The sequence below is a fragment of the Streptomyces canus genome, from assembly GCF_041435015.1.
GTDB classification, from domain to species: domain Bacteria; phylum Actinomycetota; class Actinomycetes; order Streptomycetales; family Streptomycetaceae; genus Streptomyces; species Streptomyces canus_G.
This window is the reverse complement of the sequence record NZ_CP107989.1, coordinates 149,918-164,295: the sequence shown is the minus strand read 5'-3', so window position 1 is coordinate 164,295 and position 14,378 is coordinate 149,918. Positions and strand designations below refer to the sequence as shown.

Sequence of the window (14,378 nt, the reverse complement as noted above, 5' to 3'; positions counted from 1 at the left end):
CCGCTTCTTCGAGCCCCTCCCCTTCCACCGCCCACCCTTCCTCGAGGAGACCCCTCCATGTCCATATCGTCCCGTAATGGCCTCAGTCGTCGCAGACTGCTCGCCCTCGCCGCCCTCTCCAGCCTCGTCCTGCCGCTCACCGGCTGCGGAGGCAGCGGCAGCGCGGACACCGGCAAGGCGGCGAACCCGTACGGTCTGATCGAGGCCGGGACCATCCGATCCGCCACCCAGACCGGCCAGCCCCCCTTCGCCTACGCCGAGGACTCGGGCAAGCCCGCCGGCTTCATCGTCGACGTGACCGACGAGGCCGCGAAGCGTCTGGGACTCAAGGTCGACTACAAGTCGACATCGGTCACCGGATCGCTGGCCGGCCTGACCGCCGGTCAGTACGACCTGGCGTCGTCCGGGCTCGGAGTCACCGAGGAACGGCAGAAGAGCGTCGACTTCACCAAGCCGCTGTTCTGGAGCACCGTGACCGTGCTGACGACCTCGAAGAGCACGATCTCCACCTTCGACGGCTTCAACGGCAAGCGGGTCGGAGTGGTGACCGGATCCTCGCAGGAGGCTCAGCTGCCCACGCGGATACCGAAGGCACAGCCGGTCCGCTTCCAGGCCCAGAACGCGGCGGTGAGCCAGCTGCTCAACGGCAGCATCGATGCCTTCCTGGTGGGCGGCCCCGACGCGACGGAGTTCATGAAGCAGTACAAGGGCCTGCGCCAGGCGGTGTCCGCTCCGGTGGACCACCCGACCTCGATGGCAGTGCCCAAGAAGCACGGCGCCTTCCTCAAGGCGCTCGACAAGGAGATCGGCGCCATGGTCGCCGACGGCACCTACGCCAAGCTCTACCGCAAGTACTTCACCACCCGGCCGCAGCCCGAACTCCTCGCCGCATGGCCCGCGTTGACGTCCCAGTTCCCCGGAGCCAAGTGATGCCCGCAGTCGACGACGAGTGGCAGCGGGTCCTGCTGCCCGGCGGGCGGACGTGTTGGCGGAGGGTGCTGCGGACGACGGTGCGGGACGGCATCCAGCTCGTCGCGGACGTCTACGCCGGCCGGCCCGACCCGGGACCGGGCCCCGTCATCCTGGAGCGCACGCCGTACGGCCGCCGGGCCGCGCGCACCTCGGACGGCGCCCTCGGCGGCGAGAACCCGCCGGCGCCCGAGACCGTGGCCGAGGTGTTCACCCGCGGCGGGTACCGGATCGTACGACAGGACTGCCGGGGCCGGGGCGACTCGGAGGGCACCTTCGTCAAGTACCTGAACGAGGCGACCGACGGCTACGACACCGTCGAGTGGATCGCCGAACAACCCTGGTGCGACGGCCGGGTCGCGACCATGGGCGTCTCCTACTCCGCACACGCCCAGGCAGCCCTGGCCTCCCTGGGCGCGCCGCACCTGGCCGCGATGTTCCTCGACTCCGGCGGCTTCGCCAGCGCCTACGAGGCCGGCACCCGGATGGGCGGGGCCTTCGAACTCAAGCAGGCCACCTGGGCGTTCCACCGGGCCAAGGTGAGCGAGACGGTGCGTACCGATCCGGTCCTGCGCGCCTCATTGGAGTCGGAGGACCTTCAGGCATGGTTCACCCGCATGCCGTGGCGGCGCGGCGCGAGCCCGCTCCGCTTCGTCCCCGAGTACGAGGACTACCTCCTCGAACAGTGGGAGAACGGCGCCTTCGGCCCCTACTGGCAGCAACCGGGCATCTACGCACGCGGTTTCTACGACGCCTTCCCGGACGTCCCCAGCCTGCACATGTCCAGCTGGTACGACCCCTACGTCCGCACCGCCACCGAGAACTTCCGTGAGCTCGGCCGGAAGAAGCACAGTCCGGCGTATCTGGTGCTCGGCCCGTGGACCCACGGCGGGCGCAGCCACAGCTTCGCCGGCGACGTCGACTTCGGTCCGCAGGCCCGGCTGGACGGCAGCCTCGCCGAGCACTACGCGGCGATGCGGCTGAGCTGGTTCGACGCGCACCTCGGCCCGGCCGGCATGGCGGAACCGCCGTCTGCGGTGCGGTACTTCCTCATGGGGGGCGGCTCCGGCCGACGCACCGCCGAAGGCCGACTCGACCACGGCGGCCACTGGTGCACGGCGACCTCGTGGCCGCCCGAGGAGAGCGCGAACCTCACCCTCGTCCTCGGCAGCGCGGGCACCCTCGCGACGGCCTCCCGCACGTGCGACGCCCAAGGCTCCTTCCTGGAATACGACTTCGACCCCCGCGACCCGGTGCCGACCCTCGGCGGCCAAATCACCTCCGGCGAACCGGTGATGAGCGGCGGCGCCTTCCACCAGCATCCCGACGACCGGTTCTTCGGCGTGACCGAGCCCCACCTGCCCCTCGACAGCAGACCCGACGTGCTGGTGTTCCAGACCCCACCGCTCACCGAGGACCTGGCGGTCGTCGGACCGGTCGCCGTGCACCTCACCGTGTCGTCCACCGCCCGTGACACCGACTTCACGGTCAAGCTCATCGACGTCCACCCGCCCAGCGAGGACTGTCCGCAGGGTTTCGCCATGAACCTCACCGACGGCATCCTGCGCTGCCGCTACCGCAATTCCTTCAGCGAGCCGGAGCTGATGACGCCGGGGGAGACGTACGAGATCACGGTGGAGGCGCCGGACACGGCGAACCTGTTCCTGGCCGGCCACCGGCTGCGGCTCGACGTCAGTTCCAGCAATTTCCCGCGCTTCGACGTCAATTCCAACACCGGTGGTACGGAAGTCGGCGACCGGCGCAAGGTCGTCGCCACCAACCGCGTCCACACGGGCGGCCGTTCGTGGCTGACCCTGTTCGCACTCCGCCCGAAGCCCGAAGGAGGACGCCCCGCATGACCGACGGAAGGCTGTCTCCCGCCTGGCGCCGGGCGAATGTGCGCGACGGCTTCACTCTGGCCGCCGTCGGTGACCTGGTCGTGGACGACGCGCTCGCCCCGCTGCTGGAAACCCGCTCGCCCGGCCTGCTGGAACTGCTGCGGTCGGCGGACGTGACCTTCGGCAACTTCGAGAGCACAGCCGTCGACCTGACGGACTTCGACGGCTGGCCCGAGGCCGAATCCGGCGGATCATGGCTGATCAGCACCTCGCGCGTGCCTGCGGATCTCCGCCGGATCGGGTTCGACCTGATGGCCAGGGCCAACAACCACACCACCGACTGGGGCGTGGCCGGCATGAGGTCCACCGACCGTCTGCTCACCGAGGCGGGCATCGTCCACGCCGGCACCGGCGACACCCTCGCCGACGCGCGTTCTCCGCGCTTCCTCACCACGGCCGCGGGCCGCGTCTCCCTGATCTCCGTCGCCACCCGCTTCGAGCCCATGTCCCGGGCAGCCGACCCCCTCGGACGGGTTCCCGGCCGCCCCGGCGTCAACGCCCTGCGCACCACCCGCCATGTGCTCGTCCCGGCCCGGCGTCTTCGCGAACTCGCCCTGATCCGTGACGCGTTGCCACGCGGCTTCGTCCGCACCTCCGTCCTCGCCGCCGACGGCAGGGACGCCACCGTGACCCTGTTCGGCACCCGCTACGCGGCGAAGCCCGGTCCAGAACCCCACACCGATGCCGTGGAGTTCCGCTTCTCCGTGCACGAGTCGGACCGCCACGAAGTGCTGCACACCGTCCGGCAGGCCAAGCAGACCTCCGATTTCACGATCGCCACGATGCACACCCACGAGCCGGGCAACTACAGCCAGGAGCCCCCCGACTTCCTTCCGCTCTTCGCCCGCGAGGCGATCGACAACGGCGCCGACGTGTTCCTGGGCCACGGCCCCCATCAGTTGCGCGGCATCGAGGTGTATCGGGGACGCCCGATCTTCTACTCCCTCGGCAACTTCGTCTTCATGGAGAACACGCAGCAGCCGCTGACCCCGGGTGCCTACGACAAGGAGGGCAGTCGCGAGCACGAGACCGAGGCCGAGTTCCTGGAACGCAAACGAGTCCACGGTGTTTTCGGCGAGCAGATCTGGTACGAGTCCGTGGCCGCGGTCAGCCGCTTCGACAACGACGGCGCCCTTCGGGCCGTGGAACTGCATCCGATCGAGCTGCACTGGGACGGCCCACGCGATGCTGACCGTGGCATTCCCCGGCTCGCCGACCGGCCCACCTCGGAGCGGATCCTGCTACGCCTGCAGCGGCTCTCCAAGCCGTTCGGCACGGAGATCACCATCCGGGAGGGCATCGGACACCTCAGCCTCTGACCCGTCGATGGATACGTGCGGGGCATGACCGGGCCGGCGAACGCGCCCACGATGATCTACGCCTTGACCGCTCAGGGGCTGGCTCCGGACCGGGAGTCCGATGCCGCAGAACTGACCGAAGATGTCGGCCGTCCGTGGGGACCGAATGCGCCCGGTCAGGGGGACGTGCTGAAGTCCGAAAGCCTGCCAACACGCGCTGTCATAGCGGTGGTTGGCTCCGCCGTGCCGGCGCCCTGGGGGAAAGTGCTCCTACAAGTGACAGTCCCCACACCCAAGTTCAACCTGAAACCAGCCTTCTGATAATTTCAGGAAGCTGGCATCTGTGTGGTCACGTCGCCAAGTCGGTGTCAGACTCGAGCCGGTGACAGCCCCTCAGGAGGTGCCAGAGTGAGCGACGGCCGGTCGGCTGCGGGGAGCAGTAGTGCCCCCACCGTTCTCCGTATGATCCTGGGCCGGCGTCTTCAGGAGCGACGGCAGGCCGCAGGCGCCTCACTGGAAGACGCGGCACGGACCCTGCGAGTGGGACCCCTGACGATCCGCCGTCTGGAGAAGGCGGAGGTCGCCCTCAAGCCGCTCTACGTGGAGAAGCTGCTGGAGACCTACGGGGCGGACGGGCAGGAGATCGAGGAGTTCGTCGAGCTCGCCGAGCGGGCCAACGAGCCCGGCTGGTGGCACACCTACCGGGACGTCCTGCCGAACTGGTTCAGCGCCTACGTCAGCCTGGAGGCCGGGGCCAGGACCCTGCGCGCCTACGAGCCCCACTACGTCACGGGGCTGCTCCAGACCCACGCCTACGCGCGCGCCGTCCTGCGCGGCGGGTTCCCGGGCGAGTCCGAGGAGGACCTGGGGCGGCGTGTGGACCTGCGGCTGCGCCGCCAGAGCCTGCTGGACAGACCCGGCGCGCCCACGCTGTGGGTGGTGATGGAGGAGGCCGTACTGCACCGGGTGGTCGGCGGCCCGGAGGTCATGCGGGAGCAGATCGACCGGCTCCTGGAGGTCTCGGAGCTGGAGCACGTCAGTGTCGATGTGGTGCCGTTCACCGCGGGCGCCCACGTGGGAGCGTGCGCCCCGTTCACCTACTTCCGTTTCGAGGAGCGGGAGCTGCCGGACATCGTGTACACCGAGGTCCTCTCGGGCGCGATGTACCTGGACCAGCGGGCGGACGTGTCGGCGCATCTGGAGGCGCACAACCGCATGTCCCTGCTGAGCTCGGACGCGGACAGCAAGGCGCTGCTGAACCGCATGCGCAAGGAGTACTCATGACCACCACCGACTCTCATGTCTACAACGGGATGCCGGCCACCGACCTGGGCGAGCAGGGCTGGGAGTCCCCGTGGAGCGGGCCCAACGGCGGCCAGTGCGTCCAGACGAAGCTGCTGGCCGACGGCCGGGTGGCGCTGCGCCAGTCGACCGATCCGGCCGGACCCGCGCTGATCTACACCCCGCAGGAGATCACCGCATTCGTCACAGGCATCAAACAAGGCCTCGCCGACCACCTGGCGGCCTGCTGAATCCGGACCGGTAGGACTGAACCAGCTCCGGCCACCGCCTTCCCGACACCCCCACGCACAGCACCGAAAGGTATGGACAGGATGACCAACTCGCACGCCGCGCGGGAGATCGACACCAGTCGGCCCCACTCGGCCCGGATGTACGACTACTACCTCGGCGGCAAGGACCACTTCGACGTCGACAAGCAGGCGGCCGAGACCGTAGCGGCGGTCTACCCCGGCATCTTCACCTGCGCCCGGGAGAACCGTGCTTTCATGCATCGGGCCACCCGAGTCCTCGCCCGTGAACACGGCATCCGTCAGTGGTTGGACATCGGTACCGGCATCCCCACCGAGCCGAACCTGCACCAAGTCGCCCAGTCGGTGGTGCCCGATGCCCGGGTGGTGTACGCCGACAACGACCCGCTGGTCCTCAGGTACGCCGAGCGCCTGATGCGCAGCACGCCCCAGGGCCGCACGACGTACATAGAGGCGGATGTCAACAACGCGGGCGCGCTGCTGAACGCGCCGGAGCTGGCCGAGGTACTGGACACCGGCCGGCCCGTGGCGTTGTCCCTCAACGCGCTCATGCACTTCGTCACGGATGCGCAGGACCCGTACGGCATCGTGAGCCGCCTGCTGGAGGCGCTCCCCTCAGGCAGCGCGCTGGCCCTGAGTCACTGCACGCCGGACTTCGACCCGGGCACGTGGCAGAAGGTCACGGACATCTACACCAACGCCGGCACGCCGGTGCAGTTCCGCAGCCACGCGGAGGTTGCCCGTTTCTTCGAGGGCCTTGAGCTGCTCGACCCCGGGGTCACGGTCGGTCACCGCTGGCGCCCGGACGAGGAGCCCGTCGCCTCGGACGCCGAGGTCAGCCTGTGGACCGCGGTGGGCATCAAGCCGTAGCGCAGCAGTGGCCAGCCGCCGTGCGGGAGTTGGATGCACCCGCACGGCGGGGGAGAGCGCCCCTTCATCCGGAGCGCATCCGTGTCCCCCGACGTTGATCCACCTACCGTGCCGGCGTGTTGCAGACTTTGCCTACCGCGTCTGCTTCTACCCAGGAGGACCATGCGCCCCATCCTCAGAGCATCCGCGCTCGCAGCAGCCTGCTGCCTGAGTCTCACTGCCTGTTCCGACAGTGATGACAAGAGCGATCCGCAGCCGAGTCCGCACATCGCGCTCAGGCTCGGGCAGAGCGCTGACACGGCGGGTGTCGGTGGTAGGGGTACCGCGCAGATCACACCAGATGCCGTCGTCTACGTCGACAAGGCCGGCGCTGAAACTCCGGAGCACGGTCTCTTCGCGGTCGTCAGGTTCGAGGCCGGGAATCGGTCCAAGACCCCGGTGACGACCACAGCCGACAAGGGCGGCTTCCGGTGGGAGACACCTGACGGGAAGACCGTCAAGGCGGGGAACAGCAGGGGGGCGGGAAGGATCGCTCCCGTTGGGTTCAGTGAGGGTTTTCCTGAGGTCTCGCCCAAGACCTACCAGGCCGACTCTGTTGCGTTCGATATTACCGCGGCCGAGAAGGGTGGCACCCTCGCCTACGTCGACGGCAACGGCATCGCATTCCGCTGGAAAATCCCTTCTACGAATGCAGGGCCCACTGCTTCAGCGCTGATGTCCGCATTGAAGTAGGGCTTCTGAGCCTCTTTCCTTCTGTGCCGTGGGGACGGGCCGGGCAGGGGGGACATGACGAAGCCCCTCGGCGCTGGTGTGGTGATTTCAGTTCGATGACCGACCTCGACCTCGACCTCGAAATGCTTCAGTCGTCGGCCTGCTCGCACTTTGGTCGTTGATTCACGTCCCCGACGAAGCAGTGTCCACGGTCTTCGGCCACCTCCGGCGCGTGTCGCGTCCCGGCGGACCACTGCTGCTCGGCTTTCACGTCGGCGACGAGTCGAGGCTGAAGACGCAGGGATACGGCGGCCACCCGATGAACGTCCACGCCCACCGCCGCCAGGCTGACCAAGTGGCGGCCTGGCTACGCGATGCCGGGTTCACCGTCGAGGCCCACATGCCGATCGACCCCGACGAGAGCGTTCCAGGTGCGGTCCTCTTCGCACGCCGTCAGTCCTAGCCACGCCAGCGGTCCGGTTGCGGCCGAACGGCACGGCGAAGTCGGACACTCACGACCCGCTCGACGAACCCGGCCGCCACCAGCCGGTCGCACAGCCGACCGGTGGACGGCGGGGTCGAGGCCAGGGACTCGGCGAGGGTGCGCAGGTTGATGCCGTCGTGGTGCTCACGGAACCTTCGACGGGCTCCTGGCCGCAGCCCAGGGACGGGCGGAGGTGGAGTGGCTGGTCGCACTCGACTCCACCATCGTCGGGGCCCAGCAGCACACGGCCGCCGACGGGGCTCGAAGGACGCGGGCTCGGACGCTCTGCGGCGGGCGGGGCCGGCCGCTGTCCTTCACAGCCGCGGCCGGCACCGTACCTGCGCAGACGCGGAAGCAAGGCGCCCATTCCCGGGCGCGTCGACCAACTCGCGGGCCGACGCCGCCGCGAGCGTCCCTGCGGCTTCGGCAGGACCGTCTACGGTCGCCGCAACGTCGTCGAACGCTGCGGCCACCGACTCAAGCAATGGCGCGGCACCGCCACCCGCCACGACAGACAGCCCGACCGCTACCTCGCCGCCATCACTCTGGCAGTGATCATTCCGTGAGTTCAGCCGAAGTCACGTTGAACAGGCGACGCGGCGCGCCATGCGGCCGTTGGTCCCGGGGCCGCGCCGGAGTTCGGCGCGAGGCCGGCTGTCAGCGTGCTCTCCAACTGGCGCGTAATGACTGTTTCCGGGCGACCCACTCGGCCATGCTCCATGAGACAGATGTGGGCCCGGTGCATGAGGGGGACTTGGGTGCCGCGCAGAGAGCGTCCGCTGGACGTGGGGGAGACTTCGTTACTCATGTTCGCCGCCGATCTGCGCCGACTGCGGCAGAAGGCGGGCAGCCCGACCTACCGGAACCTGGCCGAGCGCGCGCACTACTCGGCGGCGACACTTTCCGAGGCGGCCGCGGGGCGTCGACTGCCCACGCTGTCCGTCGCCGTGGCTTATGTGGAGGCGTGCGACGGTGATGTACGCCAGTGGAGGGAGCGGTGGCAGGAGGTCGCGGCCGAGCTGGCCGCCGCAGACAGCGAGGCGGGGGGAGCCGAGCGGGACGGCCCGGCCGACGGCACCGGCGAGGTTGTCCCGTACCGCGGGCTGGCGGCGTTCGAAGCGGAGGACGCCGACTGGTTCTTCGGACGGGAGAGACTGGTCGACGCGGTGACGGCCCAGCTGGAGAAGAGCCGGTTCGTCGCGGTGTTCGGCGCCTCGGGGTCGGGCAAGTCCTCCCTACTGCGCGCGGGTGTCGTGCCGCGCTGGCAGACGGCACACGGTCAGCGACGGACGGTGGTGCTCGTGCCCGGTGCGCACCCGGTGCGTACGAGCGCGGCCGCTCTGGTCCCGTCTGCCGCGCGTTCGGCCGAGACCCAGCACGTCGATTCCGCCGCCGGCGACCAGGCCCTGCACCGGGCGGTGCGGCAAGCGCTGGCCGACCAGGGCGACGGCGCGGAGCTGCTGCTGGTCGTGGATCAGTTCGAGGAGGTCTTCACGCTGTGCCGGGAGGCCGACGAACGGTCCCGCTTCATCCGGGCGTTGGTCGCGGCCGCGCACGCCGAGGACAGCCGCTGCCGGGTGGTGCTGGGCGTACGTGCCGACTTCTACCCGCACTGCACCCGACACCCGGAACTGTCGGAGGCATGCGGGGGCGCCCAGGTCGCCGTGGGTCCGCTGACGACCGACGAACTCCGCCGGGCGATCACCGGGCCCGCCGTCCGGGCCGGGTGCACGCTGGAGGGAGCGCTGCTCGCGGAACTGGTGGCCCACGCACACGACCGGGTGGGAGTCCTGCCTCTGCTGTCCCATGCCTTGCTGGAGACCTGGCGGCGCAGACGGGGCAACACGCTGACGTTGACGGGATTCCAGGCCGCGGGGGGAATCGAAGGTGCCCTGGCCCGTACGGCCGAGAGCGTCTACACCGGCCTGACCGCGTCCGAACAGCGGGTCGCCAAGGGGGTGTTCCTGCGCCTGTGCGCGCTGGGGGAGGGCACCGAGGACACCAAGCGGCGCATCACCCGCGACGAGGTGGACGGCACTGACCCCGACACCGCGGTGACCCTGGAACGGCTGGCCGCGGCACGCCTGCTGTCCCTGGACCAGGACAGCGTCGAGATCAGCCATGAGGCACTGATCCGCTGCTGGCCCCGCCTGCGCGACTGGCTCGCCCAGGACCGCGACAGCGTGCGGGCCCACCGCCTGCTCACCGAAGCCGCCCAGACCTGGGCATCGGTCGGCCGGGACCCCGAGGTCCTGCTCCGCGGATCGCGCCTGGCCCTGGTCGCCGAGTGGTCCGCCGGTGCCGCGCGGGACATGAGCGCTCTGGAGCGCGGGTTCCTCGATGCCTCTCGGGCCGCCGACCTGGCCGAGCAGGCTGCCGCCCGACGGCGGGTGCGGCGCATGCGCCGTCTGATCACGCTGCTCAGCCTGCTGCTCACCCTGACGAGCATCGCCACGGTCGTCGCCGTCCGAGCCCAGCACAGAGCCGATCAGCAACGGGACATCGCCACCTCCCGGCGGGTCGCCGAACAGGTCCGGGCGCTGCGGTCGGCCGACCCCGCCCTGTCACTGCAGCTGTCGCTGGCCGCCTATCGGCTGGCGCCCACGGTCGAGGCCCGCAGTAGCCTGCTCAGCGCCTTCACCACCCCGTACGCCACCGAACTGGCCGGCCACCGGGGTGACGTGCCCGTGCTGTTCAGCCCCGACGGCCGTCTCCTGGCCACCGGCCACGCCGGCGGAATACGGCTGTGGGACGGCACCCGCCCGCACGCGCCGCGGGCCGTCGGCACGGTACCCGCTGTCCAGGGCGGTCCCGTTCTCACGGAAGCCACACGTGCCACGGCCTTCAGTCCCGACGGCCGTCTGCTCCTCGCCGGCGGTGCGCCCGGCGACCCGAAGGCAACTGACAGGGCCGCCACGGTGCAGCTCTGGGACATCACCGATCACCGGCGCCCCCGGCGGCTGTCGACCCGCCACACCAGCGTCCCGCTCTCGGCGGCCTTCAGCCCGGACGGCCGCACCCTGGCGACCGTCGGACAGGACGGCGTCCTGCGCCTGTGGTCCCCCTCGCGGCGGCACGGTCTGCGGCCGATGACCGGTCTGCGTCCGGTCACCGGTGTGCCCGGACGGCCCGTCACGAGCGTCGGCCGTCTGACGTCTGTGGCCTTCAGCCCGGACGGTCGCACGCTGGCCGCCGGGAGCACCGACCGCACCGTCCGCCGGTGGGATGTCACCCGCCCTCGCCGTCCACGGCCGTTGCCGCCGCTGCGAGGGCACCGTGGCATCGTCACGTCCGTGGCCTTCAGCCCCGACGGTCGCACCCTGGCGGCCGCCGGCTGGGACCACACCGTACGTCTCTGGGCGGTCACCGACCGCCGGAGCGCTCCCCGGGCGGCCACCCTGAGCGGTCACACGGACAAGGTCTACGCGGTCGCCTTCAGCCCCGACGGACACAGCCTCGCCTCCGGAGGCGTGGAAGGGGTGCGGCTGTGGAGCCTGCACGGTGCCGGCCGCCCCTATCAGGCGGAACACCTGACGGGGCACGACGGGGCGGTGACGTCCGTGGCTTTCGCCCCGGACGGCTCCACCCTGGTCTCCGGCAGCCAGGACGGCACCGCACGGCTGTGGGACCTGGCCACCGACACCCTTGCAGCGCACAGCAGTTCGGTCTACGGGGTGGCGGTCGCCCCCCGGGGCGGCGTGCTCGCGTCGGCCAGCTATGACGGCACCGTCCGCCTGTGGTCGACAGCGCGCCCCCGCGCCGTACGCGAACTGGCCTCCCTCCCCGGGCACACGGCCGCGGTCAACGCGCTCGCCTTCACCGCGGACGGCGAGACCCTGATCTCGGGGAGCCTGGACGGCACGGCCCGCCTGTGGTCCGTGACCGATCCACGTCGGCCCCGTTTCCTGGCCGCTCTCACGGCGCACGGCGCGGTCGACGCGGTCGCCATCAGCCCCGACGGCCGTGTGGCGGTGACCGCCGACGACGAGGGCGCCCGCCTGTGGAACATCACCGACCCGCACCGCCCGCGTTCCCGGGCTCTCCTGCCCGGCACGGCGGAATCCCTGGCCCTCGCGCCGGACGGTCGCAGCCTGGCCTGCGGAGGTGCGGACGGCGTCATCCGGCTGTGGGCGCTCACCTCGTCCCTGCCGCCGCGGAGTCTGGGCACGCTCCGAGGGCACACCCAGGTCGTCAAGTCACTCGCATTCCGCGGCGACGGCCGGGTGCTGGCCTCCGCGAGCGACGACCGCACGGCACGGTTGTGGCCCCTGACCCACGGCCGGTTCCAGGGCCGATCCATCGTCCTCACCGGGCATGCCGAGCCCTTGCACGCGGTCGGCTTCAGCCCCGACGGCCGGACCCTGGCAACCGCGGGCAACGACGACACGGTGCGCCTGTGGAAGGTACCGGCAGGGCGGCAGGCTCCCGAGGAGTTCGCGACGCTGACGGGCCACACTGGAGACGTCAACGCCGTCGCCTTCACCGCCGACGGTCGCACCGTGGCCACCGGCTCCAACGACCACACGGTGCGGCTGTGGGACCCCGACCCCGAACGGGTCTCCGCCCGCGTGTGCCGGACCGCCCGCCCGCACCTCACCCGCGGTCAGTGGCACCAACACCTCCCGGAGGCGTCCTACCGGCCGCCGTGCTGATCGCTGATCGGCTGTGCGGGACGATCGGAGGAGTGCGGGAGGGAGGACGTGTGAGGCGCTGCGGGCCGCCTGCGAAGAGCGGCCCGCAGACCTCGTCACGTCCGTCGGCTACAGGTTCGTCCACTTGTGGGAGGCGATGTTGTTGTTGATCGACTCGCCCGCTCCGGTGCCCGTCCCCGCGTCGAACGGGTACGGCGCGAGGTCGGGAATCGCGACACCGTTGTAGACGCCCCGCCGCGCGCCCCTGTAGTCCGTGCTGTAGTACACCCAGACGTCGTCCAGGCTGCCGGGGTACCCGTTGTTCCACAGGGAGGAGACCTGGTTGCGGCAGGTGCCCCAGTTTGCGGAGTTACCGACGTAACCCGCGCAGTAGTTGTTGTAGTTGGTGTCGCGGTACAGGTGGAGGTAGCCGTCGGCCTGGACGCCCGCGGGCACGGTCGGGGCGGCTGACGCGGACGTGGTCCGGGAGGTGTCGGGGGCCGCGTGGGCGGTGACGGCGGGAAGGAGCCCGGTCCCCAGGGCGACGAGGGCCGTCCCGAGGACGAGCGAGCGTGATACGCGCATGGCAATGCCTTTCACGGGTGATGTGACTCGGCCGCGATGTACGGCCGTTCTCGGCTTCTTGGTCGGGTGGTGCGGGTGGTGCGGGTGGTGCGTTCTCTTTTCGCCCCGCCCCGAGGGGTCAGCGAGTGTCGTCGATGACCTCGTCGGCACGGGGAAGGGCTCCGCGCTGAAGCCGCTGGGCGGCGTCCAGCTCGGAGCGGTACTGGTGGCGAAGCCGGATCGTGTAGGTCCGGTCCAACGCGTGTGCCGTACGGGCCAGGCCGCTGTCGGCGGCACAGCGGGCCTCGGCCACGGCGAGGCGGATCTCCTGCCCCTGTGCGAGCGCGGGTTCGCCCGGGCCCGGCAGCGCCTCCTCTCGCAACTGAGCGGGGTCGGCGTAGGGATGGCCGGCGGCGCGCATGCAACGAGCCCACTGCGTGACGGCCCGCCCGAAGGCCGGATCGGCCATGACGCGCTTGTGGCGTACCTCCGGGAGCGAATCCTGCGTCACCTCGGCCTGGAACCAGGCCGCCAGATCGCCGTAGAGGACGCGGTCGGCCGCCGACTGGCAGCCTTCGGTGCTCCGTCGCAGCACCATGCCGTCGAGCGTGCGAGCGGTGACGCCGTTCGGGTCCTGACCGTTGGCCGCGCGCAAGGCCTGCGCGCGGCGATCCGGGGGCAGGGAGCGGAAGTACCGCTGGTTGACATCCGTCTCGCGTACCCGGGCCATCTCGCGCTGTATGTCGCTGCCGTAGCCGTGTTTCCGGGCCCAGGCGACATCGTCCACGACATAGGGGAACTCCCTGGCCTGCGGTACGGGATTTTGCAGTACAGGGCGGTACTCGAAGCCGTGTTCCCGCATACAGGTGCGCAGCAGGAGCTGTTCCGCCTGGTACAGCCGGTTCTTCTCCTGAGCCGTGAGGTCCCGTACGGCAGCGCCGGCGGGTTTTCCGGCGTCCGGCGGCCGTTGTTCCGCCGCGGCGATCACGGCGCCCGCGGCCACACAACCGAGCGCCACCGCGAGGAGCGTCCCCCGTTTCACCCTCCGCCTTGTCACGACCACCGGGCCCCCTTTCCAGGCGGGCCCTGGTCGGTGCCCGCCGACCAAGGGATAGCGGTCTTGGTTGTTCGACGTCGGCCCGAACGGGCTGAACAAACAGACTCTGAACAAAACTCGGGCTGTGTGGGCCCTGACCTGGTTCTGAACCCGGCTGTGCCGGTCGGTGACGGGGCCGTTGCTCGTGCCGAGCCGCTCAGGCGGATGTCGTCGGCGAGCCGCCCCAACCGCCCGAAACCGGCGCCCGGCTGCAACGCGAGCACGTATGGGAGGCCGCGCGTCACGAGTTCGCGCGCCAGAGCCGGTACTACACCCAGGTGGTCACGGCCGCGCTCGGCCGGGCCCG

Annotated in this window: 11 protein-coding genes and 1 pseudogene; 9 read left to right on the top strand and 3 right to left on the bottom strand. The window is 70.5% G+C overall.

The annotated features are described in order from the left end of the window. Positions 1 to 57: 57 nt before the first annotated feature. From OG841_RS00810 to OG841_RS00775, 8 genes are all read left to right on the top strand, one after another. A complete protein-coding gene (locus OG841_RS00810) occupies positions 58 to 930 on the top strand; it encodes a substrate-binding periplasmic protein (RefSeq protein WP_371562552.1) in 873 nt (290 codons plus the stop codon). Next, positions 930 to 2,828, top strand: coding sequence for a CocE/NonD family hydrolase (locus OG841_RS00805; protein WP_328643308.1), 1,899 nt, complete (start codon positions 930 to 932; stop codon positions 2,826 to 2,828). Before OG841_RS00810 ends, OG841_RS00805 begins: the two co-directional genes overlap by 1 nt. Then, positions 2,825 to 4,186, top strand: a complete 1,362-nt coding sequence (locus OG841_RS00800) for a CapA family protein (RefSeq protein ID WP_371562548.1) — start codon at positions 2,825 to 2,827, stop codon at positions 4,184 to 4,186. Before OG841_RS00805 ends, OG841_RS00800 begins: the two co-directional genes overlap by 4 nt. Positions 4,187 to 4,573: 387 nt before the next feature. Then, the gene (locus OG841_RS00795; protein ID WP_328643311.1) at positions 4,574 to 5,449 is read left to right on the top strand and encodes a helix-turn-helix domain-containing protein; all 876 of its coding nucleotides are present in this window, start codon (positions 4,574 to 4,576) and stop codon (positions 5,447 to 5,449) included. Further along, positions 5,446 to 5,697: a DUF397 domain-containing protein gene (locus OG841_RS00790; RefSeq protein ID WP_371562544.1), complete on the top strand. Its 252-nt coding sequence runs from the start codon at positions 5,446 to 5,448 to the stop codon at positions 5,695 to 5,697. The genes OG841_RS00795 and OG841_RS00790 overlap by 4 nt, the downstream gene beginning before the upstream one ends. A gap of 81 nt (positions 5,698 to 5,778) precedes the next feature. Then, a complete protein-coding gene (locus OG841_RS00785) occupies positions 5,779 to 6,585 on the top strand; it encodes an SAM-dependent methyltransferase (RefSeq protein WP_328643313.1) in 807 nt (268 codons plus the stop codon). A 162-nt stretch (positions 6,586 to 6,747) separates the two neighbouring features. Then, the gene (locus tag OG841_RS00780) at positions 6,748 to 7,317 is read left to right on the top strand and encodes a hypothetical protein (protein ID WP_371562541.1); all 570 of its coding nucleotides are present in this window, start codon (positions 6,748 to 6,750) and stop codon (positions 7,315 to 7,317) included. A gap of 211 nt (positions 7,318 to 7,528) precedes the next feature. Continuing rightward, positions 7,529 to 7,759 (top strand): hypothetical protein, encoded by a 231-nt coding sequence (locus tag OG841_RS00775; protein WP_371562538.1) that lies wholly within the window; start codon positions 7,529 to 7,531, stop codon positions 7,757 to 7,759. Positions 7,760 to 7,782: 23 nt separating this feature from the next. Here OG841_RS00775 and OG841_RS00770 read toward each other — a convergent pair. Continuing rightward, positions 7,783 to 7,926: pseudogene (locus tag OG841_RS00770) on the bottom strand (MarR family transcriptional regulator); the annotation flags it as partial. Positions 7,927 to 8,586: 660 nt separating this feature from the next. Between OG841_RS00770 and OG841_RS00765 the strand changes: the two are divergent. Then, positions 8,587 to 12,432: an nSTAND1 domain-containing NTPase gene (locus OG841_RS00765; protein ID WP_371562535.1), complete on the top strand. Its 3,846-nt coding sequence runs from the start codon at positions 8,587 to 8,589 to the stop codon at positions 12,430 to 12,432. Positions 12,433 to 12,540: 108 nt separating this feature from the next. On the opposite strand, the gene OG841_RS00760 is transcribed toward OG841_RS00765, so the two are convergent. Together OG841_RS00760 and OG841_RS00755 are read right to left on the bottom strand one after the other, a co-directional pair. Then, positions 12,541 to 12,996, bottom strand: a complete 456-nt coding sequence (locus OG841_RS00760) for a hypothetical protein (RefSeq protein WP_328643317.1) — start codon at positions 12,994 to 12,996, stop codon at positions 12,541 to 12,543. Positions 12,997 to 13,114: 118 nt separating this feature from the next. Next, positions 13,115 to 14,017 carry a hypothetical protein gene (locus OG841_RS00755; protein ID WP_371571048.1) on the bottom strand — a complete coding sequence of 301 codons (903 nt, stop codon included), beginning with the start codon at positions 14,015 to 14,017 and terminating at the stop codon, positions 13,115 to 13,117. Between the last annotated feature and the right edge of the window lie 361 nt (positions 14,018 to 14,378).